29 protein-coding genes are annotated in these 24,226 nt (G+C 69.4%); 10 read left to right on the top strand and 19 right to left on the bottom strand.

Annotated elements, in window-relative coordinates:
- Positions 1-67 precede the first annotated feature (67 nt).
- Entirely contained in the window at positions 68-499 is a 432-nt protein-coding gene (locus UAA55_RS11670; protein ID WP_004272298.1) for an OsmC family protein, read from the bottom strand.
- 186 nt (positions 500-685) lie between these two features.
- Here UAA55_RS11670 and UAA55_RS11665 point away from each other — a divergent pair, with 186 nt between their 5' ends.
- Positions 686-1,714: a hypothetical protein gene (locus UAA55_RS11665; protein ID WP_322952913.1), complete on the top strand. Its 1,029-nt coding sequence runs from the start codon at positions 686-688 to the stop codon at positions 1,712-1,714.
- A 433-nt stretch (positions 1,715-2,147) separates the two neighbouring features.
- Here the strand turns inward: UAA55_RS11665 and UAA55_RS11660 are convergent, their stop codons facing one another.
- Complete coding sequence (locus tag UAA55_RS11660) at positions 2,148-2,843, bottom strand: aspartate/glutamate racemase family protein (protein WP_322952911.1); 696 nt, start codon at positions 2,841-2,843, stop codon at positions 2,148-2,150.
- Between the two features lie 38 nt (positions 2,844-2,881).
- Complete coding sequence (locus UAA55_RS11655; protein WP_322952910.1) at positions 2,882-3,430, bottom strand: TetR/AcrR family transcriptional regulator; 549 nt, start codon at positions 3,428-3,430, stop codon at positions 2,882-2,884.
- Between the two features lie 94 nt (positions 3,431-3,524).
- On the opposite strand from UAA55_RS11655, the gene UAA55_RS11650 reads away from it, so the two are divergent.
- Positions 3,525-4,394, top strand: a complete 870-nt coding sequence (locus UAA55_RS11650; protein WP_322952908.1) for an alpha/beta hydrolase family protein — start codon at positions 3,525-3,527, stop codon at positions 4,392-4,394.
- Here the strand turns inward: UAA55_RS11650 and UAA55_RS11645 are convergent.
- The gene (locus UAA55_RS11645; RefSeq protein WP_322952906.1) at positions 4,391-5,062 is read right to left on the bottom strand and encodes a hypothetical protein; all 672 of its coding nucleotides are present in this window, start codon (positions 5,060-5,062) and stop codon (positions 4,391-4,393) included. The two genes, UAA55_RS11650 and UAA55_RS11645, sit on opposite strands and share 4 nt — an antisense overlap.
- A 186-nt stretch (positions 5,063-5,248) precedes the next feature.
- Here UAA55_RS11645 and UAA55_RS11640 point away from each other — a divergent pair, with 186 nt between their 5' ends.
- Positions 5,249-7,642, top strand: a complete 2,394-nt coding sequence (locus UAA55_RS11640; RefSeq protein WP_322952904.1) for a DUF6600 domain-containing protein — start codon at positions 5,249-5,251, stop codon at positions 7,640-7,642.
- 12 nt (positions 7,643-7,654) lie between these two features.
- On the opposite strand, the gene UAA55_RS11635 is transcribed toward UAA55_RS11640, so the two are convergent.
- Positions 7,655-7,972, bottom strand: a complete 318-nt coding sequence (locus UAA55_RS11635) for a chorismate mutase (RefSeq protein WP_322952903.1) — start codon at positions 7,970-7,972, stop codon at positions 7,655-7,657.
- Between the two features lie 187 nt (positions 7,973-8,159).
- Here UAA55_RS11635 and UAA55_RS11630 point away from each other — a divergent pair, with 187 nt between their 5' ends.
- From UAA55_RS11630 to UAA55_RS11615, 4 genes are all read left to right on the top strand, one after another.
- Positions 8,160-8,705, top strand: coding sequence for a DUF3291 domain-containing protein (locus UAA55_RS11630; protein ID WP_322952902.1), 546 nt, complete (start codon positions 8,160-8,162; stop codon positions 8,703-8,705).
- 132 nt (positions 8,706-8,837) lie between these two features.
- Entirely contained in the window at positions 8,838-9,095 is a 258-nt protein-coding gene (locus UAA55_RS11625) for a hypothetical protein (protein ID WP_322952901.1), read from the top strand.
- 307 nt (positions 9,096-9,402) lie between these two features.
- The gene (locus UAA55_RS11620) at positions 9,403-10,014 is read left to right on the top strand and encodes a hypothetical protein (RefSeq protein WP_322952900.1); all 612 of its coding nucleotides are present in this window, start codon (positions 9,403-9,405) and stop codon (positions 10,012-10,014) included.
- A 216-nt stretch (positions 10,015-10,230) separates the two neighbouring features.
- Positions 10,231-11,445 (top strand): glycoside hydrolase family 27 protein, encoded by a 1,215-nt coding sequence (locus UAA55_RS11615; RefSeq protein ID WP_322952899.1) that lies wholly within the window; start codon positions 10,231-10,233, stop codon positions 11,443-11,445.
- Positions 11,446-11,494: 49 nt separating this feature from the next.
- On the opposite strand, the gene UAA55_RS11610 is transcribed toward UAA55_RS11615, so the two are convergent.
- Genes UAA55_RS11610 through UAA55_RS11600 form a run of 3 tightly spaced genes read right to left on the bottom strand, consistent with a single transcriptional unit; the run spans position 11,495 to position 12,724 of the window.
- On the bottom strand, positions 11,495-11,980 hold the full coding sequence (locus UAA55_RS11610; protein WP_322952897.1) for a DUF6691 family protein: 486 nt from the start codon (positions 11,978-11,980) through the stop codon (positions 11,495-11,497).
- A gap of 4 nt (positions 11,981-11,984) precedes the next feature.
- Entirely contained in the window at positions 11,985-12,410 is a 426-nt protein-coding gene (locus UAA55_RS11605) for a YeeE/YedE family protein (RefSeq protein ID WP_322952896.1), read from the bottom strand.
- Positions 12,407-12,724 carry an ArsR/SmtB family transcription factor gene (locus UAA55_RS11600; protein WP_322952895.1) on the bottom strand — a complete coding sequence of 106 codons (318 nt, stop codon included), beginning with the start codon at positions 12,722-12,724 and terminating at the stop codon, positions 12,407-12,409. The genes UAA55_RS11605 and UAA55_RS11600 overlap by 4 nt, the downstream gene beginning before the upstream one ends.
- 107 nt (positions 12,725-12,831) lie before the next feature.
- On the opposite strand from UAA55_RS11600, the gene UAA55_RS11595 reads away from it, so the two are divergent.
- Positions 12,832-13,695: an MBL fold metallo-hydrolase gene (locus UAA55_RS11595; protein ID WP_322952894.1), complete on the top strand. Its 864-nt coding sequence runs from the start codon at positions 12,832-12,834 to the stop codon at positions 13,693-13,695.
- A 10-nt stretch (positions 13,696-13,705) separates the two neighbouring features.
- Here UAA55_RS11595 and UAA55_RS11590 read toward each other — a convergent pair whose 3' ends face one another.
- The 5 genes from UAA55_RS11590 to UAA55_RS11570 all read right to left on the bottom strand — a co-directional run bounded on the left by UAA55_RS11590 (position 13,706) and on the right by UAA55_RS11570 (position 17,738).
- Positions 13,706-14,803 (bottom strand): alpha/beta fold hydrolase, encoded by a 1,098-nt coding sequence (locus UAA55_RS11590; RefSeq protein WP_322952893.1) that lies wholly within the window; start codon positions 14,801-14,803, stop codon positions 13,706-13,708.
- 77 nt (positions 14,804-14,880) lie between these two features.
- On the bottom strand, positions 14,881-15,105 hold the full coding sequence (locus tag UAA55_RS11585; RefSeq protein ID WP_416235184.1) for a helix-turn-helix transcriptional regulator: 225 nt from the start codon (positions 15,103-15,105) through the stop codon (positions 14,881-14,883).
- A gap of 4 nt (positions 15,106-15,109) precedes the next feature.
- The gene (locus UAA55_RS11580; RefSeq protein WP_322952892.1) at positions 15,110-15,511 is read right to left on the bottom strand and encodes a hypothetical protein; all 402 of its coding nucleotides are present in this window, start codon (positions 15,509-15,511) and stop codon (positions 15,110-15,112) included.
- Positions 15,512-15,641: 130 nt separating this feature from the next.
- A complete protein-coding gene (locus UAA55_RS11575; protein ID WP_322952891.1) occupies positions 15,642-17,003 on the bottom strand; it encodes a chloride channel protein in 1,362 nt (453 codons plus the stop codon).
- Positions 17,004-17,396: 393 nt separating this feature from the next.
- On the bottom strand, positions 17,397-17,738 hold the full coding sequence (locus tag UAA55_RS11570) for a BufA1 family periplasmic bufferin-type metallophore (protein ID WP_322952890.1): 342 nt from the start codon (positions 17,736-17,738) through the stop codon (positions 17,397-17,399).
- 178 nt (positions 17,739-17,916) lie between these two features.
- Between UAA55_RS11570 and UAA55_RS11565 the strand changes: the two genes are divergently transcribed.
- Positions 17,917-20,166: a tetratricopeptide repeat protein gene (locus UAA55_RS11565; RefSeq protein WP_322952888.1), complete on the top strand. Its 2,250-nt coding sequence runs from the start codon at positions 17,917-17,919 to the stop codon at positions 20,164-20,166.
- A gap of 82 nt (positions 20,167-20,248) precedes the next feature.
- Entirely contained in the window at positions 20,249-20,932 is a 684-nt protein-coding gene (locus tag UAA55_RS11560) for a hypothetical protein (RefSeq protein WP_322952887.1), read from the top strand.
- 52 nt (positions 20,933-20,984) lie between these two features.
- Here UAA55_RS11560 and UAA55_RS11555 read toward each other — a convergent pair whose 3' ends face one another.
- From UAA55_RS11555 to UAA55_RS11530, 6 genes are all read right to left on the bottom strand, one after another.
- Positions 20,985-21,185, bottom strand: a complete 201-nt coding sequence (locus UAA55_RS11555; protein WP_322952886.1) for a helix-turn-helix transcriptional regulator — start codon at positions 21,183-21,185, stop codon at positions 20,985-20,987.
- Between the two features lie 48 nt (positions 21,186-21,233).
- Positions 21,234-21,431: a hypothetical protein gene (locus tag UAA55_RS11550; protein ID WP_322952885.1), complete on the bottom strand. Its 198-nt coding sequence runs from the start codon at positions 21,429-21,431 to the stop codon at positions 21,234-21,236.
- Positions 21,383-21,637 (bottom strand): hypothetical protein, encoded by a 255-nt coding sequence (locus UAA55_RS11545; RefSeq protein ID WP_322952884.1) that lies wholly within the window; start codon positions 21,635-21,637, stop codon positions 21,383-21,385. The genes UAA55_RS11550 and UAA55_RS11545 overlap by 49 nt, the downstream gene beginning before the upstream one ends.
- 106 nt (positions 21,638-21,743) lie before the next feature.
- On the bottom strand, positions 21,744-22,499 hold the full coding sequence (locus tag UAA55_RS11540) for a substrate-binding periplasmic protein (RefSeq protein ID WP_322952883.1): 756 nt from the start codon (positions 22,497-22,499) through the stop codon (positions 21,744-21,746).
- A gap of 229 nt (positions 22,500-22,728) precedes the next feature.
- Positions 22,729-23,604, bottom strand: a complete 876-nt coding sequence (locus tag UAA55_RS11535) for a protein phosphatase CheZ (protein WP_322952882.1) — start codon at positions 23,602-23,604, stop codon at positions 22,729-22,731.
- Positions 23,604-23,987, bottom strand: a complete 384-nt coding sequence (locus UAA55_RS11530) for a response regulator (protein ID WP_004271341.1) — start codon at positions 23,985-23,987, stop codon at positions 23,604-23,606. The genes UAA55_RS11535 and UAA55_RS11530 overlap by 1 nt, the downstream gene beginning before the upstream one ends.
- Between the last annotated feature and the right edge of the window lie 239 nt (positions 23,988-24,226).

The raw sequence follows: 24,226 nt of genomic DNA, 5'->3' as shown, positions 1-24,226 counted from the left end.
GTCGAAATAAAACGGGCGGGACCGTGGGGCTCCGCCCGTTTGCTTTTTGGCACTGGGCCCGTGTCGATCAGGCCAGGGCGGCGTCGAGCGTGATCTCGGCATTCAGCACGCGCGACACCGGGCAGTTGGCCTTGGCCTCGGCGGCCAAGTCCTGGAACTTGCCGGGCTCGATCCCCGGGATCTTGGCGCGCACCGTCAGCTTCACGGCGGAGATGCGCCAGCCGCCACCTTCGCCTTCCATGGTCAGCACCGCGTCGGACTTGATCTCTTCCGGGGTGAAGCCGGCGCCGGACAGCATGAAGGCCAGCGCCATGCTGAAGCAGCCGGCGTGGGCGGCGGCGATCAGCTCTTCGGGGTTGGTGCCTTTGCCGTCGCCGAAGCGGGCGATGTAGGAATAGGGCACGCTGGACAGCGTGGCGCTCTGCGTCGTCAGGGTGCCGTCGCCATCCTTGCCGGTCCCGTGCCAGACGGCGTTCGCGGTGCGCTTCAACTGGGCCATGACGATCCTCCTTGATGCAATGGAATACACCCTTGGCCGCTCTATCGGGGGCCTGGGCGCTGCGGGTACAGTAGCAAGCTATCGTGTCAGTTCCATGCGGCGACCCCCGTGATGCGCTGATCGCAACCATTCCAGGCCGTCCATGCACCATCTTCCGCGCCGCCCGCATTCTCCCCCGGCCACCCCGTGAGGTGCCGGCTCCTGTGGGCCGGCCTGCTGACCGTGGCCTTGCTGCACCCGATGGCGGTACGCGCCCAGGCCTATCAGGACCGGGCGTGGCGGCGGGTGGACGCCGCCACCTTGGCCTTCCATGGTGAAATCCTGCCCCGGCGCTTCCTGCCGGGCGAGCATCCGCTCGGCGACGCTGATCTGCTGGCGCGCAACTTGACGCCGGAGACGCGGACCCTGGTGCTGGAGTCCGGGGGCGGCGACGTGGCGGTGGCGCTGGAAATGGCGCGGCTGATCCATGAACGGCAGCTGGACGTGGTGGTGGAGGGGCGTTGCGCCTCCGCCTGCGCCCTGCTGCCCTTCCTGGCGGGGCGGCGCAAGACGGTGGCGCCGGGCGCGGTGGTGGAATTCCATTCCACCAACAGCCTGGACCCACGCGACACGGCCGACGCCCGCGCCCGGCTGACGGCGCAGATGGAAGCGATCCGCAGCCAGATCCCCAACCTGGCTCAGGACGGCGTGACGGTCACGCCACCGGATCTGGGTGGCGCGACGGTGGAGGCCATCCTGGCCGCCCGCCGCCAGAACGCCGCCCGGTTGCGCCAAGCCATCGCGGCACTTTATGCGGAATGGGGCGTCGCCCCCGTCCTGCTGGACGACATCGACCAGTCGGCCGACGGCTATCTGGCCGACCATCCCGGCGCGGCGCGTGATCAGGTGTGGTGGTGTCTGGCGCCGGGTTTGCTGATCGGCCGCTATGGCGTGACGGGGCTGGAGGCGCCGGCGGGGCCGCCCCCGCCGGACGTGCTGGCCCAGCTGGGGGAAGCGTCGGTGGCGTGCACCTGGCGCGCGACCGGTAGCGCTTCTCAAGAGGTGTGGGGGTCCATCCACCAGCGTCGGCTGAAGGTCAGCACGTCGTCCATCTGCCGGTCCAGCACGCCCAGCATGCCGCCGGTCCACGTCTCGAACGCGGCATTGCCGTCCAGGGTGCGCACGTTCTGCGGCAGGGTCCGAATCAGGGCGGTGGCATTCTCGCCTTGGCCGTAATCATGGCCCAGCTGCCGGAAGTAAAAGCCGGGCAGGGTGAAGCGGGGCCGGCCGCGATAGGCCAGGACCACGGTGTCATAGCTGCGCTCATCCAAGGTGGCGGCGGCTTGCAGCAGGACGCGCAGCACATCCAGCGGCGTGGCCGTTGGCGCCACGCCCCAAACATCCACCACCAGGGTGCCCGGCAGCACCAGGGCCCGGTGATAGGCGACGACATGAACGGCGGTGTTGCGCAAATCCTGATCCAGCGCGCGGGCCACGGGCAGGGTGACGCTGACCAGATTCCATCCGGCAACGACGATGGCCACGATGGCCAGGCCTAAGGCCCCCTTCACCCACTTGGACAACACCCATACCCCGCCAACCGACGCGCTGGCGCCATGCTAGCGTTCCTATGGAGGATTGCAATCCATAGGCGTAAAACATTCAAATATTAATCTGTTAACGCGAAGTCCATGGCCATTTCGGCATGCAGTCGCGTTGTATCGAATACTGGCAGATCACTGTCGTCCTGACCCATGATCATGCCGATTTCCGTGCAGCCCAGGATGACGCCATCGGCACCAGCCGCACGCAGGCGATCCACCTCCGCCAGGATGGCGGCCTTGGAGTTGGGCAGCACGATGCCCCGGCACAGTTCCTCGTAGATGACGCGGTGGACGGTGTCCCGGCCGGCGGCATCCGGCACCAGGGCATCCACGCCATAGTGCTGGGCCAGGTGGCCGCGGTAGAAGTCCTGCTCCATGGTATAACGCGTGGCCAATAGGGCCGGGCGGGTGCTGCCGGCGGCCTTCAGGGCGCGGCCGGTGGCGTCGGCGATGTGCAGCAGGGGGATGCTGGTCGCGGCGCGTACGGCGTCCGCCGACTTGTGCATGGTGTTGGTGCCGATCATCAGCGCCTCGGCACCCGCATCCTGCAGGCGGCGAGCGGCATCGGCCATCAGTGCCCCGGCGCCGGCCCAGTCGCCCGCATGCTGCTTGGCCGCCACCTCGGCGAAATCCACCGACCACAGCAGCACGCGGGCGGAATGCAGCCCGCCCAGCCGGTCACGGGCGATGGTGTTGAGATGCCGGTAATAGAGCGTGGTGCTTTCCCAGCTCATCCCGCCGATCAGGCCTAGCATACGCATGGTGGACGCCCCCTTCGCCTCGTGCAGGGGAAACGCTCTCACAGCACCATGGCGGCCGCCAGCTTGAACGGCGCACGGGTGCGTTGCACCCGGGCCAGCAGCCAGGCGCCCTCCAGCGCGATGAAAAAGCGTGCCGCCCGCTCGCGCGGGTCGCTGACGCCCAGGCGTTTGGCATGGCCTGCCGTGCGCACGGCCCAATCCTCCAGCACCTCCGCCACCACGGCGGACAGGCGGGTGAACTCGGGGATGGCGCCGATGACCAGGGCGGTGACGGGGCAGCCATCACGCCAGTCCGACGCCTCGAACCAATCCGCAATGGTGTCGGCCAGGGCGTGCACGCCATCGGCGAAGGTGGGCGCGTCGGTGAAGGCCTGGTCGATCATACGGGCGATGCGGTGGCCGGCCAGGCGGGCCGCCTCCTCCGCCAGCTCTTCCTTGCCGCCGGGGAAGTGGTGGTAGAACGAACCCTTGGGCGCGCCGCTGACGGCGATGATCTCGTTCAGGCCCACGCCATTGTAGCCCTTGCGCCGGAACAGGGTCACGGCGGTATCGACGAAATGCTTCTTGGCATCGGACAGGCGCGGCATGCCCCTTAATGCCAATTGTATGTCGGTCGGTCTAGTGATATCCCGTTCTATGGCGATTACCATAGAACGGGTCGCGGCGGACGGGGAAGGAAGGATGACGGACGATACGGGCGACCAGTCGGTACGCATCACCACCCCGGACGGCGCCCAACTGGCCGGGCGCCTGGCCCTGCCGCCGGACGGGCGTGAGCCCCGGCTGGCTGTGGTGCTGCATGGCGCCACCGGCGTGCCGCGCGACTACTACACGCGTTTCGCCGCCTGGCTGGCCCAGGCCCGGGACGCGGCGGTGCTGACCTATGACTACCGCGACTTCGGCGCCTCGGCCGCCGGGCCGGTCACCCGATCCGGCGCCACCATGGCGGTGTGGGGCGTGGTCGACCAGGCGGCGGCGCTGGATTGGCTGTGCGACCGCTATCCGGCGGCCGAGATCTGGGTGATTGGCCATTCCCTGGGCGGCATGTGCCTGCCTTTCCATGCCAATGCCGGGCGGGTGGCGCGGCTGATCGCCGTCGCCTCCGGCCCCGCGCACTGGACCAAGCACCCGCTGGGCTACATGCCCTCGGTCATCGCCTTCTGGTTCCTGCTGGGGCCGCTGGCCACCCTGCTGTGCGGCTATCTGCCGGGGCGGCTGCTGGGCCTGGGCGCGGATTTACCCAAGGGCGTGTTCTGGCAGTGGCGGCGCTGGTGCACCTCACGCACCTTCTACCGCGTGGATTGGGGGCGCTCCATGCCCCACCCCACGCCCGACCGCATGACGGGAGCCGTCACCCTGGTGGGCATCGCGGATGATGAGATGATGCCGCCGGAGCGGGTGCGCCGCCTGGCGGACTTCTACCCGGCGGCCACCATCAGCCATCGGGTCATCACCCCGGCGGAGGCCGGGTCCAAGGCCATCGGCCATCTGCGGCTGTTCACCGAGCGCAACGCCCGCGCCTGGCCCCTGCTGCTGGATGGCGTGGCTTAAGCTGCCACGGCCGCCGGGGCGGCCACCGCCCGCTCCAGCCGGCCCAGCAGGGTGCCGAACAGGGCGGTCTCCGCCCGGCACATGGCCACCAGGCGGGTGGGATCCCAGGCCCCCAAGGCGCCCAGCCGCTCCGCCATGTCGGACAGGTGGCCCTGTTCCTCGGCCAGCAGGCTTTTCAGCGAAATCTTGGACCCCACCTGGCGCAGCGCCGCCTCATACAGGTGATAGAACCACACGGCGCGGAACTCCACGATCAGCGACATGTGCAGGTACAGCACCTTGGAGCGCGGCGGTTCGCCGGCCAGGGCCTGTTCCACCGCGATGTCCAGCTTCTGGAAATACAGGCGGCCGGCGGCGGGCGACAGCAGGTCGGCCTGGACATAGTCCATTGGGCGACGGGCCACCCCCTCGGCATGGCGCTTGAAGAAGAAGGCGTGGCGTGCCTCTTCCGCCAGATGCTTCAGGGTGGGCAGGTCCATGCCGGCGCTGTGCTGGGTGGCCATGATCTTGTTGCTGCCCATATGCTCCATCAACGACAGCTCGTTCATGAAGCGGGCGTGGGACGCGGGTGTGCGCAGCACGTCGGCCAGGAAGGCCTGGACCCGGGGCACCAAGGGGGCGTTGTCGGCCTCGAAGGCGCCGCGCACGGTTTCCAACGACTGCTGCATGATCTTAAAATCCTTTCGCGACCCAGGTTTCCCTGACCGGGGCCGGCGCACTCTGCGCGCGGCGTTTGGCCCCGGGCAACAGGATTCGCCCCCCGTCCAAATAGGGGCCATCATTCGTCGCAGTTATGCCACCATCCGCGCGCAGCCTGACATGGATCGACGAGAACCAGGGTGGGACCTGCCATCATGCCCAGTTACGCGGTACCTGAACGCCCCATGGCCCGGCGCCTCGGTTTTCGCCACGGCGCCATGACCGCCCTGGCGCTGCTGATGACCATATCCCCGTTCATGGGCGATCTGGCGCGCGCCCAAGAGGGTGCGCCGGCTTACGACGATGGCGGCGACCAATACGCGGGTGATCCGCCGGCACGGGTGGGGCGGCTGGCGCGGGTGCAGGGTACCGTCTCCTTCCACACCGCCGACGGCACCCAGTGGGACCCCGCTACCCCCAACTACCCCCTTACCAGCGGCAACGCGCTGTGGACCGAGCCGGGGGCCAGCGCCACGGTCGATGTCTCCACCACCCGGCTGATCATGGACGGCACCACCGAACTGGATATCGACAGCCTGGACGACCGCGATTTCACTGCGGATCTGGCGCAGGGCCAAGTCTATGTGCGCATCCGGGGCCTGTTGCCCGGCGAACGCTACAGCCTGCGCACGCCGCGCGGCCTGGTCACGTTGGAGGGGCCCGGCAGGTACGAGGTTTCGGCCGGCGATACTGACACCCCCACCCGCGTCACCGTGCTGGAAGGGGCGGCGCAACTCAGCGGCCAGGGCCTGTCCCTGCGGATCAACGGCGGACAGACGGGGGAGATCACGGGCGACAACCCACCCAACGTCAATGTGCGGCCCGCCGAACACGACCCCTTCCTGACGGCCATGCTGCGCACCGACCGCGTCGGCTCTTCCACGCCCCCGCCTGACGTCATGGCCATGCCGGGCGCCGACGACCTGGGCGAATACGGCAGCTGGCAGGCGACGCCCGATTATGGCCAAGTCTGGTATCCGCAGGTCGAGCCGGACTGGGCGCCCTATCGCGACGGTCATTGGGCCTATGTCGCCCCCTGGGGATGGACCTGGATCGATGATGCGCCCTGGGGATTCGCCCCCTTCCACTACGGGCGCTGGGTGGATATCCGTGGCCGCTGGGCCTGGGCGCCGGGAGGCGCCGTCGTTGTCGGCGGGCCGCCGCCCCCGCCGGTCTACGCTCCAGCGCTGGTCGCCTTTTTCGGGGCTGGCGTGGCCATCGGCGTCGGCATCGGCGGCCCCCATTTCGACGACAGGGGGCACCCGCCCGTCGGCTGGTGTCCCCTGGGCTGGCAGGAGCCGTACCATCCCTGGTACCGAGCCAGCCCCCGCTATGTGGAGTATGTGAACCGGCCCGTGGTCCGCAACCTGACGGTCGTGAACAACGTGACCAACATCACCATCAACAATTACGCCAACCGCCGTGGCGCCTCGATGATGCCGGCCGACGCCATGGCTGCCGGCCGCTACGGCCGCTACAACGGCGGCGCCCGACCCTGGGACGAGCGACAGCTCGCCGACGCCCGCGCCGTGGTGGGCCGGCCGCCCTTGCAGCCCACCGCCGCCACCGCCGGCGTGACGCCGCAGGTGGCGCAGCGCCTGCGTCTGCCCGACGCGGGCGGCGGTCCCGCCCGGCACCCGCCCAGTCCCGGCCCCCGGTTCGAGCCTCGGCCGGAGGGCGCCACCCTCCGGCACCTGGATCTGCGCGGGCCCGACGGCATCCCTGGCGGGGGCCCGCAGGCCGGCGCCACGCGGCCGGATGATCCCCATCCCAGCGGCAACGGGCCCCAGCCGGACCACCCTGGCGGCTTCCGTCCGACGGACCGCCGGCCCGACGAACCCGGATTCCATCCGGGCCAGCCCGGACTGAGCCGGCCGGAGGAGGGCGCCGCCGCCTGGGCCAACCGGGGCCCCGGCGGGCTGCCGGCCCTGCGCGACCATAACCGGCCGCCCGGCCCGCCGCCGGTTCGACAGACAGCCCAGGAACGCCCGGGTCCCGCACCGGACCAGGCGTCTTCCCAGGGGCAACAGCCGGGCCATCCACCACAGCAGCCCCGCCAGCCGGATGGCAGGCCGGGCGATGCGCCGCGTCCGCAGGCCCAACCAGGCCCCGGCCAACAGGCCGGCCCCGAACGGTCTCAGCCCGGGTTCCCGGTCCCGCACGGGGAACGCCGCCGGCCGGATTTGCCGAACTTCGAGGAACGGCGGCAGCCGCCGGGTCCGCAGCCGCAACATGGGCCGCCGCAGCCTCAAGCCCGGCCGTCGGCGGCGGAAGCGCCGCGCCAGCCGGACCGGCCCCAGCCGCAACACGAATTCCGTCCGCCACCGCGGCCGGAGAACCCTCAAACGCGGCCTCAGTCACCGCCCGAGCCGAGGCCCCATATGGAAATGGCCCCTCGGCCGGAAATGCAGCACATGCCGCCGCCACAGGCGCGGCCCGAGGCGGCGCGTCCCCAGGCGCCGCAACACCCGCAGCCTCAGGGGCATCCAGAGCCGCATCCGCAGCCGCCGGGCCGGTCCAACGACACCAGCCAACCGCATCGCAACTGACGGCGGCGGTGCTCAGGCCTGTTCCGCCGTGCGGAAGCTGTCGTGATGACGGATGACTTCCTTGATGATGAAGTTCAGGAACTTGGCCGCGAAGTCCGGGTCCAGGTGCGCCCCTTCAGCCAGGCGGCGCAGGCGTTCAATCTGTGCCGCCTCCCGGCCCGGGTCGCTGCTGGGCAGGTCGATGCGGGCCTTCAGCGCCCCGACCTGCTGCGTGCATTTGAACCGTTCCGCCAGCATGTAGATCAGGGCGGCGTCGATGTTGTCGATGCTGTCGCGCAGGCGCTTCAGTTCGGGATGAATGGCGGGGGCAGGGTGCTCAGCGCCGGACATGGCCACTCCTTGGGATCGCAGTCGGGCCCGACAGTACAGCCCGCCGCCGACCGTCGTCAGTGAAAATTGTGAGGGCAGTTTATAACAAACGGTCTCGGGCGGGCTGGAAGTCGCAACGGCCGATGCATAAATCAGACGTTCTTGAACCAAATTCACGGGCCTGAACCGAACTCACGGGGAGGTGGTCATGGGGGGCGATGGGGAAGCGGACGATGCGGCGGTCGCGTCGGGCGGCTGGCAATTGGCGCAAATGAACGTCGGCACGGCGCTCTACGCCATGGACGATCCGCGCATCGCCGATTTCATGAACCAGCTGGATGAGATCAACGCCCTGGCCGAGGGCAGCCCCGGCTTCGTCTGGCGCCTGCAGTCCGACAGCGGCAACGCCACCGACATCCTGGTCAGCGACAACCCGCGCTTCCTGGTGAACATGTCGGTCTGGGCATCGGCCGAGGCGCTGTTCGACTATGTCTACAAGTCCGCGCACCGCACCGTCATGGCACGGCGGCGGGAATGGTTCGAACGGCCGGTGAACCTGTACCAGGTGCTGTGGTGGGTTCCGGCCGGTCATCGTCCCACCCCACAGGAAGGGCTGGAGCGCCTGGCCCACCTGGAACGGCACGGGGCCACACCCCACGCCTTCACCTTCAAGCAAAAGCATCCGCACCCGGCCGCCCCGCCGACGGCGCCGGAGGACATGGGACCGGAACCGCATTGCGTCGGCTGGGAGTGAGGGCGCCGGGGAAGGTCTCCCAGGGAAGGTCCCATTGAATCCCGCGGGGCGGCGTTTTTTCGCCACCTTTGCGCGGCCTCATGAAGGTGCCCGGCGAGGCCGGGACGTGTTCATGTCAGAAGGATCGAGACCATGCCTGTCCTGACCCGCTCCACCACCAGCGCCTCCCCGTCCGTCGATCAGGCGTCCGTCGGCCAGTCCTGGCGCCGTCGCGGGGTCGCTGCCCTGACCTTGGCCTTCGGCCTGGCGTTGGCGCCGCTCATGACGGCCGGCGGCGCGCAGGCGGAAGTCGTCCATCATCGCGCGGCGCACCATCGCCACCATCATCACCACCATCATCATGTGCACCATGTGGCGCATCACGTCCCGGTCCATCACCCCCATGGATGAGAGCGGGTAACGGCGGCCAGGGCCTGAGCCCACTTTTGCGGATTAACCCCCGCCGACTGGCCGGGCCCAAGGGCACGGACGGAACGCCCTGGCGGAACTTTACCGTTCCCCGGGCGTTTCCATATCCGTTCCGCCCCCCTTGTCTGGCCGCCCGGCCTACCGGAGCCGGCCCGATCCCAGGGGGCCTTTGGGGCAAAGGACATACCCCCGCCCGGACCACATTGTTTGCGGTGTCGCGACGTTTTTTCGCCACCTTTGGGCGGTCCCCTGATGTCACGCCTTTCTCATGAGGAATGGAGGACGACCCATGTTCACGAAGTTGACCACCGCGGGTTGGGCCCGCACGGCGACCGCGCTGACCCTGGCCGCCGGCCTGGCGTCCGCCCCCGTCCTGAGCGCCGCCGCCTGGGCGCAGACCGCGCCGCCGGAGGGCACGCCCATGCCGGGCACGCCGCAATCGGAAGACACCAGCCGCGGCGGCACGCCGTCGACCCTGCCGCCGGCGCCGGACGCCACCAGCCCCAGCCCGTCCAATTCCCACGGCCTGCCCGGCGATCGCGCCGGCATGGGGCAGCAGCCTGGCCAGCAGCCCGGTATGGACCAGCCGGATGTGTCGTCGCCGTCGGCCATGCCCCCGGCACCATCGGACCAGAGCGGTTCCATGCCCTCGTCCTCGTCCAGCCAGGCTGTGACGGAGAAGCCGCCGGTGGTGCAGCCGCTGCCGCCGCATGATCCCAACGACGACAAGGGCAAGGCCGCGAAGTCGTCCAAGGTCAGGAAGTCGGCCAAGCACACCGCCCAGAAGAAGACCGATCCGGGCCAGAACCAGGAAGAGGCGGCCCCGCCGCCGCCCGCGCCGTCCAGTCCGGACAGTGGCACCACCGGTTCCACCAGCCAACCGGATAACCCCCGCCTGTAAAGGTTCCTTCGGGACGCGCGCCTGCAAGGTACCCGTCCATCTCCCTTACAGGTGCGTTGTGCGAAGCCCCCGGGAACATTCCCCGGGGGCTTTGTCATATTCAGGCAACCAAATGATTTTCAAATTGGCTTATTTATCCTATAAATGCGGCCATGGCGGCACTGACCGCCCAACAAGACCCCCGGGCGATGGGGTCAGCCACTCGAGGAACGTCCCATGCGAAGAATGCTCCTGGCCCTGGCCGCCTTGCTTGTCGTGCCCCTGCTGATCTTGGCCCACCCGGCCCGGGCGGACGACCCCAAGGATATGGAACCGCCGCGCCCGGCCAACGGCTTGGCCCTGACCCCGCCCATGGGCTGGAACACGTGGAACAAGTTCGCCTGCGAGATCAATGAGGACGTCATCCGCAAGGCGGCCGATGCCCTGGTGTCCTCCGGCATGGCCGGCGCCGGCTATAAATATGTGGTGATCGACGACTGTTGGCATGGCGCCCGTGACGCCCACGGCGACATGCAGCCCGACCCCGTCCGCTTCCCCTCCGGTCTCAAGGCCCTGGGCGACTACATCCACTCCAAGGGCCTGAAGTTCGGCATCTATTCCGACGCCGGCAAGATGACCTGCGGCAAGCGACCCGGTAGCCTGGGGCATGAATACCAGGATGCCGCCCAATATGCCGCATGGGGGGTGGACTACCTGAAATATGACTGGTGCTATACCGGCACGCTGGACGCCAAGGCCGCCTACACGCTGATGAGCGATGCGCTCCGGGCGTCCGGTCGCGACATCGTCTTCAGCATGTGCGAATGGGGCACGGCCAAGCCCTGGCTGTGGGCCCAGACCGTGGGCAACCTGTGGCGCAGCACCGGCGATATCTATGACGGCTGGCAGGGCAAGAAGGACTATTCCCTGGGCATCATGGACATCCTGGATCTGGAGGCCGACCTCTACCCCTACGCCGGCCCGGGCCATTGGAATGACCCCGACATGCTGGAGGTCGGCAACGGCGGCATGACAGAGACGGAATACCGCTCCCACTTCAGCCTGTGGGCCCTGTTGGCCGCCCCGCTGATCGCCGGCAACGATCTGACCAGCATGAGCCCGGCCACCAGGGCCATCCTGACCAATGCCGAGGTCATCGCCGTGGACCAGGATCCCCTGGGCGCCCAGGGCCGCCGCGTGGCCAAGCAGGGTGAACTGGAGGTCTGGGCCCGCCCGCTGGCCAACGGCGACCGCGCCGTCATATTGTTGAACCGGGGCGCGGCACCGGCCAAGATCACTGTCAACTGGACGGACCTGGGTTATCCGGCCAAGCTGCCGGCCAAGGTGCGCGACCTGTGGCTGGCCAAGGACCAGGGTACCTCCAAGGGAGGCTACACGGCCGAGGTGGCGCCCCATGGCGTGGTCATGGTGACCGTGCGTCCGGCCGTTTAGTAAACCTGCGGGCGCCCTGACGGGGCGCCCGTTTCCCTTATGTGGATGCCTATCCCCTGCGGGCGCCGCTGCTGCCCGTTGAGGGGAAGCGCAATGATACGCGGCGATCGATGAGGGCGACGACGGCCATCCCGACCAGCATGGCCAGAACGAACAGGGGGGCACCCGTCAGATCAGTCCCCTCCGGGTCCGCCACCGCGACGCCCAGGGCGGCCAGGGCCGGTCCAGGGCAATAGCCCACCAGCCCCCAGCCGGCGCCGAACAGGATGGCCCCGACCACCAGCCGGCGATCGATGGCGCGGGCCGTCGGCGGCTGGAAGACGGATGCGGCCAGGGGGGTGGCGCGCCGGCGTGCCAGGGCGAAGCCGCTCCAGGCCATGGGCACCGCCGCCGCCATGACCAGGGCCAGGCTGGCGTCCCAATCACCGGCCACATCCAGGAAGGCCAGCACCTTGGCCGGGTTGATCATGGATGACACGGTCAGGCCCAGGCCGAACACCAGGCCGGCGGCCAAGGCCAAGATCAGGCGGCGCATGGGCTCAGCCTCCCAGGATATGATGGTGGAGGAAGACGGTCAGCGCCGCCGTGGCCATGAAGACCAGGGTGGCTGCCGCCGAGCGCCGTGACAGGCGGGCAAGGCCGCAAACACCGTGGCCGCTGGTGCAACCGCCGCCCAGCCGTGTGCCCAGCCCCACCAGCAGTCCGCCGCCGATGACCAGGGCTGGGCTGGCCGGCGGCGCGCCCGCCGGCACCGGGCCACCCGCCCAGCCGTACAGCGCCGGCGCCGCCATCAGTCCGGCCAGGAAGGCCAGGCGCCAGGCCCGGTCGCCCCGGGCGGCGGTCATCAGGCCACCCACGACGCCGCTGATGCCGGCGATACGGCCCAGGCCCAGCCATAGTAGCGCCGCCGCCCCGCCGATCAGGGCCCCGCCGGCCAGGGCGGGGATGGGGGTGAGTCCGCTCACGGTCGCCCCTCCGGCGCGCAGAACAGGTCGTACAACGCCTGTAACATGGGGCGTACCTTGTCCGACCCGATGCGGTAGTGGATAACCGTCCCCTCCCGCCGGGTGGCGACCAGCCCTTCATCCCGCAATTTGGCCAAGTGCTGCGACAGGTTGGACTGTGCCAGCCCCAACTGCTGGACCAAGGCGCCCACCGTCATTTCCCCCTGCATCAGGGTGCATAGGATCATCAGCCGGTGCCGGCTGGCCAGCGACCGCAGAAAGGCTTCCGCCTCAGCCGCGCGGACCTCCAAGGCCATGGGATCGGGAAGATACATGATATATTCCTAATGTCTAAATTAGACTTAACTAATATATTGGAAGACACCAGCTTCATGCAAGCGTTCCGGCAAGGCCGGACATCCCTTTTTGGAAGGAAAGCGCCATGGCCCCGGACGTGCAGGCCTTCTTCGACGATGCCACCAACACCGTGACCTATCTGGTCGCCGACCCCGCCAGCGGGGCGGCGGCCGTCATCGACAGCGTGCTGGACTTCGACCCCAAATCAGGACGCACCGCCACGGCTTCGGCCGACCGGATCATCGCCGCCGTGCGGGCCCGGGACCTGTCAGTCCAATGGATCCTGGAGAGCCATATCCATGCCGACCACCTGTCCGCCGCCCCCTATCTGCGGCGGGCGCTGGGCGGCCAGACCGGCATCGGGGCGGAGGTGCGGCGGACGCAAGCGATCTTCGGCCGGCTGTTCAACCTGGGGGACGATTTCGCGGCCGATGGGCGGCAGTTCGACCATCTGTTCCAGGATGGGGAGGTGGCGGCCCTGGGCGGGCTGACCTTGCGCGCGCTGCATACGCCCGGCCATACCCCGGCCGACGTCAGTTACTTGATCGGTGACGTCGCTTTCGTGGGCGACACGCTGTTCCAGCCGGATTACGGCAGCGCGCGGACGGATTTCCCGGGCGGCGATGCCGCCACGCTCTATCGCTCCGTCCGCCGCCTGCTGGATCTGCCGCCGGAGACGAGGCTGTTCACCGCGCACGATTACAAGGCGCCTGGCCGCGACCATTACGCCTGGGAAAGCACGGTGGCGGACCAGCGCGCCCACAACATCCACCTGCGCGACGGCGTGGATGAGGCGACCTTCGTCACCCTGCGGCGGCAGCGCGACGCTGGGTTGGCAACGCCGCGCCTGCTGCTGCCCTCGGTGCAGGTCAACGTCCGGGCGGGGAACCTGCCCCCGCCCGAAGGGAACGGCGTCCGCTACCTGAAAATCCCGCTGGACGCCCTTTAATCCCACCCTTTCAGTTCTTGGGCGCGGTCCGGGCCAGCAGGTCGGCCAGCTTGTCCTGCCACAGCACGGCCCAGGTATGGCTGCCGTGGCCGTGGGTCTGGTCGCTGGCCGGCATCAGGACGAACTGGCCCTGGGGGATGCGCGTCACCAGTTGCTCGGCCAGGCCCAGTTCCGGCGGGTTGATGAAATCGTCGCCGGAATTGATCCACAGCACCGGCGCCTTGATGGTCTCCAGCTTGGGCGACGGGTCGTAAGTGCGCGAGGCGTCCAGCTGGTAGATCAGGTCGTTGGCCTCCATTCCGCTGACGTCCAGGATTTTCTCCACCGCCGCGTCGGCGGCCTCGCGGGTGGGGTAGGTCTTCTGCATCTGGATGGGGGCGCTGCCGGCGATGGACAGCAGGGCGGCGGCGGTGCGCAGGCCTTCCTTGGGCTGGGTCTTGTACTCGCCCCCCTGCCAGGCGGGGTCGGCCTTGATGGCGGCGATGGACATCTGGCGCCACAGACGGTTGCGGCCTGCGATGGCCTGCGGCAGGCAGGCCAGGGGCATCAGCGCGTCCATGGCGTCGGGGTAGGTCTCGCCCCAGACGAAGGCGTGCATGCAGCCCATGGACGTGCCCATGACCAGGCGCAGATGGTTCACGCCCAGCCTGGTCACCAGCTGATGTTCCAGCGCCACCATGTCGTCGTAGTCATACTGCGGGAAATGGGCGTGCAGGCCGTCGCTGGGCTTGCTGGACTTACCGTGGCCCACATCGTCGGGCAGGATGATGTAGTAGCGCGCCGGGTCCAGCACGCCGCCCGGCTGGAACAGCACGTCGCTGAACTGCGGGCGCAGGAACTGGGCGCCCGTGCCGCCCGTGCCATGCATGATCAGGATGGCGTTGTCGACCCGGCCCTTGGCGTCGCGATGCGGCGTGCCCAGGGTGGTGTAGTGCAGCCGCACCTCGGGCAGTGTCTCGCCGGTCTTGAACTTGAACTCCCTCACCGTCACGTCACCTTCCGTGGTGACGGGCTTCACCGGCTCCGCAGCGAGGGCGGCGGCACTGGCCAGCAGGGCGGCGCCCAACAACAAGGGCGCACCGACAGCGCGGGCGAGGGATCGGATCATAGCGTGAAGGCTCCAGGCGGGGTTCTTATCGTATGCAATATACGACGGTGACCTCCGAACCCGGTATAGGCCGTTGGTCAGCCCTCGCCGGCCCCGCCATATTGGAACACCGCTTCCAGTGGCACGCCGAAGACGGCGGCGATGCGGAAGGCCGCTTCCAGCGAGGGGGAATAGCGGCCCTGCTCGATGGCGATGATGGTCTGGCGGGTGACGCCCACGCGGTCGGCCAGGGCCTGCTGGGTCATCTCGCCGTTCTGGAAGCGCAGGGCGCGGATGGTGTTGCGAATGGGGGTCTGGCCCATGGGCTCAGTATCCCCACCGGTAGAACACCGCCTGCGAGGCATAGCGGACGATTTCCGCCAGCACGACCGAGGCCAGCATGGCGTGGGCCACGGTCAGGCCGGGCTGGCCGCGCAGCGCCAGCCACAGCACGCCGATGGCCCCCGTCAGCAGGACGTAATAGGCGTTGCGTTGGCCGCGCAGGGCGGCGGCCTGGTCGCGCTCATCCGGCCGTTCGGGTCGGCGGTGGATGGCCAGCGCGATGTGGGCCACGGCCACGACGATGGCCTGGGCCAGGGCCACACCCACCATACCCGGCATCGCCGCCGCCGGCGGGCCCCCCACACCCCACACCCGCCAGGCATAGAACCCGTAGACCAGCGCCAGCGCGAGGGTGGTGGCCAGCGCGCTTTTCTCCCGGAACGTCATGCTGCATCTCCCTTCAAGGGTAAAGATTAGCGCACATGATGTTAAATATACCGGACATTACGCTGTGTCAAAGATAAGTTACACCATGTCATCCAAAGCTGACATAGGCAGGCGTGACGGGAAAAGGGGGTCAGCGGGCGGCGGACGGTCCCCGCGCGGCGATGGCCTTGTGCGCCCGGTCCAGGAAGCCGTGGGACAGGGCGTGGTAGACGGCCTCCGCCCCCATGACGCGGGCGGCGCCGCAGCCGATCAGGCTGCCGGCCATGATGGGCACGGCCATGGCGTGGTTGCCCGTCATCTCCAGCACGATGACGAAGGCGGTGATGGGCGCCTGCACCACGCCGGCGAAGTAGGCGACCATGCCCACCAGAACCGCGACCTCGGCGTTGGCGCCGGGCAGTAGGTGCCCCAGTTCTGCACCTAAACCGGCGCCTACGGCCAGTGAGGGGGAGAAGATGCCGCCGGGGATGCCGCTGATGGACGACAGGGCCGTGGCCAGCCACTTGGCCGGCCCGAACAGGGGGGAGACGGCGGCCGCGGCTTGCGGATGGGCCGTCGCCTCCAGCAAGGCCTTGGCCTGGGCGTAGCCGGTGCCGTAGGTGTCGCCGCCGGTGGCCAGGCCCAGCAGGGCCAGAGCCAGGCCGCACAGGGCGGCAAAGGGGATGGGATGGGCCTTGATCCATCGCCCCGCCCGGCCGGCATGGCCGGGCCAATGGCCCACGCCCTTGGCCATGCGCACCACCAGGCGGCTGAAGGCCCCACCGGCCAGGCCGCCGATGATGCCGCACAGGGGCACCAACGCCCAGTCCTGCCAGGTGGCCATGTGCGCCGTGCTCTGGCCGAAATAGAGATAATCGCCCTGGATGGCCAGCGGGGCGGCGCCGGCCACGGTCACGGCGGCCAGCACCAGGGCGCCTGTGCGCATGTCGAAGCCGCGCCCCATCTCCTCGATGGCGAAGACGATGCCGGCCAGGGGGGTGTTGAAGGCGGCGGCGACGCCGGCCGCGCCGCCGGCCAGCAGCAGGCCGGGGAAACGCCCGCCAAAGGTGGCGCCCACCCGGTGCATGAGGGAAGCGCCCACCTGCACCGTCGGCCCCTCGCGCCCGATGGAGGCGCCGACCGCCAGGCCCAGCAGGGTCAGCACGATCTTGCCCACCGCCAGGCGGATGGAGACCAGCGCCGTCCGTTCCCGCTGGTCGCGCAATTCCCGCGCGGCGATGGCTTGGGGGATGCCGCTGCCGCCGGCGTTGGGGAAATAGGCCCGAGTCAGCCAGGCCGACATCGCCAACCCGGCCGGGGTCAGCAGCAAGGGCAACCAGGGCCGGCCGGCGATGGCGCCGCTGAAAAGCTCCTGCGCCCTGTCGGCCAGGGTGGCGAAGATGACGGCCGCCAGGCCCACCAGAACACCGCCGCCCCAGAACACCAGCCGCCGCTGCCAGCCCTCGCGCGAAAGCCACAAACGGCGGGTGCGTCGGTATGCTGCCAATGCCATGGGAAACGGCCCCTTCTGGGGAAATGATGCACGGGAGGGACGATACGGACCAAGGCCACCCTAGACCATGATCCGGGCGGGAGCGACCCGGTCCTGCCCGCCATCGGGGCGACGCAGGGCCGCCGGTGGGGCATGCCTACCGCCCCTATTGGCCGCCCCTATTGGCCGAACCGTCGCTGGCGGGTGAGGTGGGTTGGGTTCGCATCCAGACCGACGACAGGCGGCGCGATTTGGCGGCGGTGGGCGCGGCCTGGCCGCCACCGCCGCCGTTCTGGCGCGGATGGATTTGGTGGTCCCGCTGGAGACGGGTGTCGCCCACCTGACGGGGGGCTCTGGGGCGCCCTTGTCTTGAAATGACGGCGGGGCGGCCGGCCCGCCCCGCCGCCGGAACGCTTACTTGCCTTCCTTGGGTGTGCCGGTGCCGTTGAACGGCTCCGTCTTGCCGCCCATGCCGCTGCAGGTGCCGGCCTTCACGGCCTTCCAGTCCTGGCCATCGTAATTCTTGGTCGACTGGCCCGCGCAGGAATGGCTGCCGGTGGCGTTGGCGCAGCTGTTCTGCCCGGCCTTGGAGATGCCGTAGCACTTCTCGGTGGCGTCGGCGGCGTGGGCCGAACCGGCGAATGCCGCCAGCGCCAGGGCGCCGGCCAGGGCGGCCGCGACGGTCACGGCCGTTTGCGGCGTGGCAGGAACGTCGGCGGCCTGCCGCACGGCGGATGAAACACGGGATTGAGACATGGGCCTTCCTCCTGTTGGGACCGGGTGACGGCCGCATCGCCGCCTCCGGCTAGGGGGAAGATACGAGCAGGCGGGGATACTTGCAAAACAGCCTTTAGCGCGGATCATGCGACAAAACGGATAGTACCGCCCGTGCAGGTCTCGAAAGACGGGAAAGCCTGAAGGAAAGCAACCGCCCATGACCGACACCTTCCAAACCGAGGACCTGGTGCGTTACGCCACCGGCCTGCACAAGGCTGGCAAGCATGAAGCGGCCGAGACGCTCTACCGCCAGGTGCTGGCGCGCGACCCCGGCCGGGGCGACGCCGCCCACCTGCTGGGCATGCTGCTGGCCCAGACCGGCCGCCTAAAGGAGGCGGAAGCCCACATCCGGCAGGCCCTGACACGCTTCGACACCATGGCCGACCTGCACGCCAGCCTGGGCTTGGTACTGGCGGACCTGGAACGGCTGGAGGATGCGGCCGCCAGCTGGCGGCGGGCCCTGGCGTTGGCGGCACCAGGCACCCCTTGGGTGGCGGACGTGGCGGCGCGGCTGGCCGCCGTGCCCGTGGTCACCACGGCGACGATGCCCAAGGGGGATGCCGTGGCCCTGCTGGCCCTGGCGCGGCAGCGGTTGCGGCTGGACGACCTGGGCGGGGCGGAAGCCCTGTGCCGGGAGGCGCTGGCGGAGGACGGGACCTACGCCGACGCCTGGAACATGCTGGGCGTGCTGGCTCTGCAGACACGGGATGAGGCCGCCATCGACCACTTCGCCGCAGCCGTGCGGCATGCGCCCCAAGTGCTGGCCCATCACAGCAACCACGCCGCCGCGCTGTATCAGCTGGGCCGGCCGGCCGATGCCGCCGAGGTGATCAACAACGCCCTGACGGTCATCGGCGCGTGCGCCAGCCTGCTGGCGCAGTTGGGTGACGCACGCTTCGCCCAAGGCGACAGTTTCGCCGCCGCCGCCGCCTATCGGCTGGCGCTGGAGTATCTGGCGCGGGAACGGGCCGGGGGCGCGGACCCCGGGGTCGATGCCCCCCGCGTCCAGGGTAACCTGGCCCGCGCGCTATGCGCCTGCGGCCTGGCCCGCGACGCGGTGGCCGTGGCGCGCGCGCGGGCGGAGGCGGCCCCCGGCGTGGATGCTTGGCGCGACCTGGCCATCGCCCTGGTGGCGGCCCATGATCCGGACGCCGCGCTGGCACCCATCCTGCGGGCGGTGGAAGCGGCGCCGGAACGGGCCGACCTGCGTGTGACCGCGGCGGCGGCCTGTATCGACGCCAGCCGCGTGGATGAGGCGGCGGTCCATGTGGCCACGGCCCTGGAACTGGACCCCCAGTCTCCCGAGGCGCACGCCAACCGGGGCTTCCTCGCGTTGCGGCGGGGGGACCCCGTGGCGGCGGAATCCTGTTTCCGCACGGCCCTGGCCAACCATCCACCCACCCGCGACGCCAACGTCGCCGTGCTGCACCAGGGACTGGGCATGGCCCTGCTGCAGCAAGGGGACGTGTTGGGCGGCGCCCCCCATTTCGCCTGGCGTCGGCATGTGCCCGGCATGACGCAAGGCCTGGCCGACGTGCCCCTGTGGAATGGCGTGGTCTCGCCCGGCGCCCACCTGGTCATCACGGCCAGCCGGGGCCATGGCGACGTGATGCATTTCATCCGCTACGCGCGGCCGCTGCGCCGGGCTGGCATGCGGGTGGTGTTCCGGGGCATGGACATCCTGCTGGACCTGCTGGCCGCCTCGGACCTGGTGGAGGATGTGGGCACCCTGCGCGATCCCTTGCCGTCGCCCCGGCCGGGGCACCATTGGACGCAGGCGGATTGCATGGACTTGCTGTCCCTGGCGGGGACGGGCTTGGGCTGGGCGGCGGACACGGTGCCCTACCTGGCGCCGCCGGCCGATGCCGTGGCGCGCTGGGCTGGCGTGCTGGACAGTCTGCCGCCGGTGCGCGTGGCGCTCAGTTGGGCGGGCTCGACCCTGTTTCCCTATCACCGCCATCGCGCGCCCCGCCTGGCGCCGCTTTTGCCGCTGCTGACCGACCCCCGCCTGGCCGGCCGGGTGGGCTGGGTGTCGGTGCAGACGGATGACGGTCGCCGGGATCTGGAAACGGTGGACCTGCCCCTGGCGGTGCGTGAGGATTTCCTGGACATGGGCGACGGTCTGCGCAGCTTCGCCGACACCGCCGCCGTCCTGGCCCAGGTGGACGTGGTCATCACCCTGGACACCGCTGTGGCCCATCTGGCCGGGGGCCTGGGCCGCCCCCTTTGGCTGATGCTGGACACAGGCTCCGAATGGCGATGGCTGACCCGGCCGGCGGACAGTCCCTGGTACCCCACCGCCACCCTGTTCCGCCAGGCGCGCCCCGGCGATTGGCCCGGCGTGGTCGCGTCCCTGGCGGATACCTTGGCCGCCCATGTGGGGATGGCTCCGCCGGCGATGGCATAACGCCAAGTCCTTTGGGTTAGGGGCCGTTGCGGCGCTTGACCCGTCCCACCTCACCGCCAATCGTTTCAAGGGTGAGGTGGCGATGCGGGATCTGACAGGCGTTTTCGACCGTACGGGGACGGTGGCACGTCCGCCCTACCGCGGCTTGTGGGGGGAGCTGTGGTCCCTGCCCAGCTATCGCCCCGCACCGCCACCGCCCGTGCCAGCGGGCGACCGCACCGTCCTGGTCATCCCCGCCTTCCTGACCGCCGACCCTTTCACCCGCCCCTTGCGCGCCTTCCTGGCCCGCTGCGGCCATGCGCCCCGGACCTGGGGCCTGGGCGTCAACTGGGGCCCCACGCCGGCGGCCCGCGCCGGCTTGCGGCGACGGTTGGATGAGATTTGCGCCACGACCGGCGCGCCCGTCGACGTGGTGGGCATCAGCCTGGGCGGCCTGCTGGCCCGTGACTTGGCCCGGGACCGGCCGGACCAGGTGCGCCGGGTGGTCACCATCGGCAGCCCCGTGCGCTTGCCCACGGCCACGCCCCTGGAACCCCTGATCCGCCTGATCGCCCGCCACTATGCCAAGGATTTGGAGCCTGGGCACCTGTCCCAGCCCCTGCCCATGCCCACCACCGCCATCTACAGCCGCGACGACGGCGTGGTCGCTTGGCAGAGCTGCTGGGTGCCGGAACCACAGGGCCGCGTGGTGGCCGTGGACGGTGCCCACGTCACCATGTGCCGCAATCCCGACGTGCTGCGCGCGCTGGCCGAGGCGCTGGCCTGAGAGTCCGCGCGGTTAGGTGGGGCACGTCGCGGCGCTGCCAGGATGCCGCGTTTCAAGACGCCACGTCGTCGCGAAAGATCATCTCGATGGGCAACCCGAACAGCCGCCCGATCCTGAAGGCCAGGGGCAGCGACGGGTCGTACCGTCCGGTCTCCAGCGCGTTGACCGTCTGGCGCGACACGTCCAGCCGGCGGGCCAGGTCGGCCTGGGTCCAGCCATATCGGGCGCGCATCTCACGCAGGCGGTTGTTCATGCCGGCAGCCCCTCGCTATGGCGGCCCTTCCCATGGTGGGGTGGGCCCTCATTCCTCGTCATTCTCATCCCCCTCCGGCGCCTGCAACCATCGGCCCAGGAACTGGCCCACGACCAGCAGCAACACCATCAGCGGCCACACCATGAACATGGACAAGCGCGGGAAACCCGCGACCTCCAGAAAACCATAGGTGAAGGTCAGCAGGGCGGTGCCGGCGAAGGCGAAGCCGATGGCGACCAGTTGCACCCGTCCCTCTTCCGTCCGCTGCGGCGCAGGTGGCGTACCACCGCCCACCAGATGCCGACGCAGGCCACCATGGGGGCGATGGCCACCACGGTGCGGGTGCCGCCCTGGACCCAGCCGTTGTTCAAGGCCATCAGGGCAAGGGTCATCAGCAGGCCGTAGGCCAACAGGGCGACGACGAATTCGATGAGATAGCGTTTGCCGGGCATGGAGGGATCCGTTGGGCGGGCGGGGGCTATCCCCTGGACAATACAGACAGGTCGCGCACCTAGACAAGTACGCCCGACACGGCGGTATCATTGCCCTGGCGGCGCGTCATGTGTCGGTGATCAGGGTGTTCAAGGCCTCCAGCCGGCCGGCCAGGGGACCGTCGCGGCGGATCAGCATGCGGATTTGCACAGGCGCCAGCGCGAAGGGCAGGGGCGCCAGTTCCCCCGCCAGGCGCAACGTCTCCAGCAGGTGCAACCCGTTGCGGTGCACCAGGACGCAGAAGTCCGCCCGGCCATAGCGCACGCGCTGCAACATGCCCTCCGTCGTGCCGCTGCGTTCCAGGTTCAGCCCCCGGGCCTCCAGCGCGTCCATGTCGGCGCCATAGGCGCTGCCCAGCGGCGCGACGCCCGCGCGGCCGAACAGATCGGCGACGGCGCGGTAGCGCCCCACATCCGCGCGGCGGACGAAGGCGCGCACGTCATCGTTGGCATAAGGGGCGGTGTAGAGCATGCGGTCCGTCCGCTCCGCGTTCCACAGGGCGGACACCAGCAGGTCAACCAGGCCATGCTCCAGCGCCGCCAACGCCCGCTGCCAGCGGCCGAACGCCAGGGGCGCGGCCGCCAGGCCCAGATGGCCCAGGGCGGCCCGCGCCTTGTCGACGCCCATGCCGCGCAGCCGGTCGCCCTCCTCCCAGCTATAGGGGAACCAGGCGGGGTTGCCACCGATACGGATGGCGGGCGTCTGCGCCCTGGCCCGGTGTCCGCCTGCGGCCCACAGCGCGGCGCTGCCCAGGGTGCCGCACAGGATCCCGCGTCGTGTGATCACGCCGGCGGCGGTGCCGTTCGCACCGGTTGCCGTCATCCTGATCCGCCCCATCTCGCCCCGCCGTTCCGGCCCGGCCCTCCGTCGGCCGCGCCGTTGGGGGCGTCACCCGTTCCCGTGCAGGATGGCAAAGGACGGCCGGGCTGTCGCCAGCGTTCTATCGCCGTCAGCAATCTTTCATGTGGCTGTTTTGTAATGCGGATCGGGCGGATTGGGGACCGGCCCCAAAAGCGAACCCCCGGATGCGGGGCATCCGGGGGCGTTGGTCTTACGGGAACATGTCGTCCACGGCGCTTTGGCTCAACTTGCCGTCGCTGCTGGGCGGCTCTGGCGCCTTAGCAGGCTTGGGCGGCGGGGGTGGCGGCGGCGCCACCGGCGGCGGGGCCGCGACGGGGGCGGGGGCGGGTGGTGGGGGCGGCGGCGCGGCCACCGGGGCGAAGCCGCCGCCATCCATCAGGGCATCGACCATGTTCTGGTCGATGCCACCGCGCAGGGCGGGGCCGTGCATCAGGTGGCTGTCGGGCCGGACGTCCTGCGGATCGTCCATGATGGCCTCGGCCGCCTCGGTCTCCAGGCCCCAGATCTCGATCATGGTGTGCACCCGGCGCTCGATATAGCGCATGGTGTTCACGACCTTGGTCATGCGCTGGCCGGTGATGTCCTGGAAGCTGCACGCGGTCATGATCTCCATGACCTCGTTATCCAGCTCGCTGGCCACGGCCGGCGACTCGCCGCGCAGGCGGTCGGCCACGGACTGGATGCGCTCGGCGCCGTTCAGGATCTCGGTGGTGGCGTGCTCTGTCGCCTGCAGGATGGCGTCCAGTTCCTCGGTCGCCAGCATGATGCGGTTGGCCGAGGGATCGTCCGGCTTCAGGGCCGCGATCTCACGCCGGGTCTGGGCGATGTGCGACGCCATCTCCTGCAACTCCCGCCGCAGGATGCGGATGTGGGCGCCGGAGCTGTCGACCTCACCCCCCGTCTTGGCTTCCTTCAACAGGCGGCGCACGTCGTCTATGGCGACGACACGGCCCCGGCGATCCCGCATGCGCAGAAAGGCACGCCCGCGCGCCGTGGACTGCAGCGCGTCCTCGATACGGGCGTATTCCTCGTCAGACAGGTCGGAAAAGAAATCCGACACAGGCATCACCCCAGCGCGCCGATGACGCTCTCGATCTTTTTCTTCAGCGTGTCGGCGTTAAAAGGTTTCACGATGTAGTTGTTGACGCCGGCTTCCTTGGCGGCAACGACGTTCTCGGTCTTGGACTCCGCGGTCACCATGATGAAGGGCGTACCCTTCAGGCGAACGTCCGCGCGCACTTCCTTAAGGAGTTGAAGGCCGGTCATCGGTTCCATGTTCCAGTCCGAGATGACCAGGCCAAAGGTGGACGCGCGCAGCTTGGCCAACGCCTCGGCGCCGTCGGCGGCCTCGTCGATCTTGGTGAAGCCGATCTGCGTGAGCAGGTTCCTGATGATGCGCCGCATCGTCGCGTAGTCGTCGACGACGAGGACCTGGATATTCAAGGACACGCAAACCCCCAAGTGCCAAAAGTTGAGCGGAGGATGGAAACAGGGCGCGGGAGAGTGCCCCCTCCGATCCGGTGGCCGGTCAGGAAATCCTGCCGGGTGGGCGTTCTGCCCGTTCCGGGACATGAAAACACTTCCCGGCGCGTCCCTTCTGAACGGCGCCGCGCGGCACTTTGGAAGGCGCCCAAACGGTTGTCAAGCATCGCCCCGGGATAGCTTGTCTCTTTGCCGGAATCGCCAAT

This window comes from Nitrospirillum guanabarense (genome assembly GCF_034653355.1).
GTDB lineage: Bacteria > Pseudomonadota > Alphaproteobacteria > Azospirillales > Azospirillaceae > Nitrospirillum.
Note: the sequence above shows the minus strand (reverse complement) of the source record. Positions and strands in the feature narration are given on the sequence as shown.

Excerpts from the sequence above, each read along its gene's own strand:
- UAA55_RS11670 (WP_004272298.1), bottom strand. The coding sequence starts at position 499 with ATGGCCCAGTTGAAGCGCACCGCGAACGCCGTCTGGCACGGGACCGGC.
- UAA55_RS11660 (WP_322952911.1), bottom strand. The coding sequence starts at position 2,843 with ATGCGTATGCTAGGCCTGATCGGCGGGATGAGCTGGGAAAGCACCACG.
- UAA55_RS11655 (WP_322952910.1), bottom strand. The coding sequence starts at position 3,430 with ATGCCGCGCCTGTCCGATGCCAAGAAGCATTTCGTCGATACCGCCGTG.
- UAA55_RS11650 (WP_322952908.1), top strand. The coding sequence starts at position 3,525 with ATGACGGACGATACGGGCGACCAGTCGGTACGCATCACCACCCCGGAC.
- UAA55_RS11645 (WP_322952906.1), bottom strand. The coding sequence starts at position 5,062 with ATGCAGCAGTCGTTGGAAACCGTGCGCGGCGCCTTCGAGGCCGACAAC.
- UAA55_RS11640 (WP_322952904.1), top strand. The coding sequence starts at position 5,249 with ATGCCCAGTTACGCGGTACCTGAACGCCCCATGGCCCGGCGCCTCGGT.
- UAA55_RS11635 (WP_322952903.1), bottom strand. The coding sequence starts at position 7,972 with ATGTCCGGCGCTGAGCACCCTGCCCCCGCCATTCATCCCGAACTGAAG.
- UAA55_RS11630 (WP_322952902.1), top strand. The coding sequence starts at position 8,160 with ATGGGGGGCGATGGGGAAGCGGACGATGCGGCGGTCGCGTCGGGCGGC.
- UAA55_RS11625 (WP_322952901.1), top strand. The coding sequence starts at position 8,838 with ATGCCTGTCCTGACCCGCTCCACCACCAGCGCCTCCCCGTCCGTCGAT.
- UAA55_RS11620 (WP_322952900.1), top strand. The coding sequence starts at position 9,403 with ATGTTCACGAAGTTGACCACCGCGGGTTGGGCCCGCACGGCGACCGCG.
- UAA55_RS11615 (WP_322952899.1), top strand. The coding sequence starts at position 10,231 with ATGCGAAGAATGCTCCTGGCCCTGGCCGCCTTGCTTGTCGTGCCCCTG.
- UAA55_RS11610 (WP_322952897.1), bottom strand. The coding sequence starts at position 11,980 with ATGCGCCGCCTGATCTTGGCCTTGGCCGCCGGCCTGGTGTTCGGCCTG.
- UAA55_RS11600 (WP_322952895.1), bottom strand. The coding sequence starts at position 12,724 with ATGTATCTTCCCGATCCCATGGCCTTGGAGGTCCGCGCGGCTGAGGCG.
- UAA55_RS11595 (WP_322952894.1), top strand. The coding sequence starts at position 12,832 with ATGGCCCCGGACGTGCAGGCCTTCTTCGACGATGCCACCAACACCGTG.
- UAA55_RS11590 (WP_322952893.1), bottom strand. The coding sequence starts at position 14,803 with ATGATCCGATCCCTCGCCCGCGCTGTCGGTGCGCCCTTGTTGTTGGGC.
- UAA55_RS11585 (WP_416235184.1), bottom strand. The coding sequence starts at position 15,105 with ATGGGCCAGACCCCCATTCGCAACACCATCCGCGCCCTGCGCTTCCAG.
- UAA55_RS11580 (WP_322952892.1), bottom strand. The coding sequence starts at position 15,511 with ATGACGTTCCGGGAGAAAAGCGCGCTGGCCACCACCCTCGCGCTGGCG.
- UAA55_RS11575 (WP_322952891.1), bottom strand. The coding sequence starts at position 17,003 with ATGGCATTGGCAGCATACCGACGCACCCGCCGTTTGTGGCTTTCGCGC.
- UAA55_RS11570 (WP_322952890.1), bottom strand. The coding sequence starts at position 17,738 with ATGTCTCAATCCCGTGTTTCATCCGCCGTGCGGCAGGCCGCCGACGTT.
- UAA55_RS11565 (WP_322952888.1), top strand. The coding sequence starts at position 17,917 with ATGACCGACACCTTCCAAACCGAGGACCTGGTGCGTTACGCCACCGGC.
- UAA55_RS11560 (WP_322952887.1), top strand. The coding sequence starts at position 20,249 with ATGCGGGATCTGACAGGCGTTTTCGACCGTACGGGGACGGTGGCACGT.
- UAA55_RS11555 (WP_322952886.1), bottom strand. The coding sequence starts at position 21,185 with ATGAACAACCGCCTGCGTGAGATGCGCGCCCGATATGGCTGGACCCAG.
- UAA55_RS11545 (WP_322952884.1), bottom strand. The coding sequence starts at position 21,637 with ATGCCCGGCAAACGCTATCTCATCGAATTCGTCGTCGCCCTGTTGGCC.
- UAA55_RS11540 (WP_322952883.1), bottom strand. The coding sequence starts at position 22,499 with ATGACGGCAACCGGTGCGAACGGCACCGCCGCCGGCGTGATCACACGA.
- UAA55_RS11535 (WP_322952882.1), bottom strand. The coding sequence starts at position 23,604 with ATGCCTGTGTCGGATTTCTTTTCCGACCTGTCTGACGAGGAATACGCC.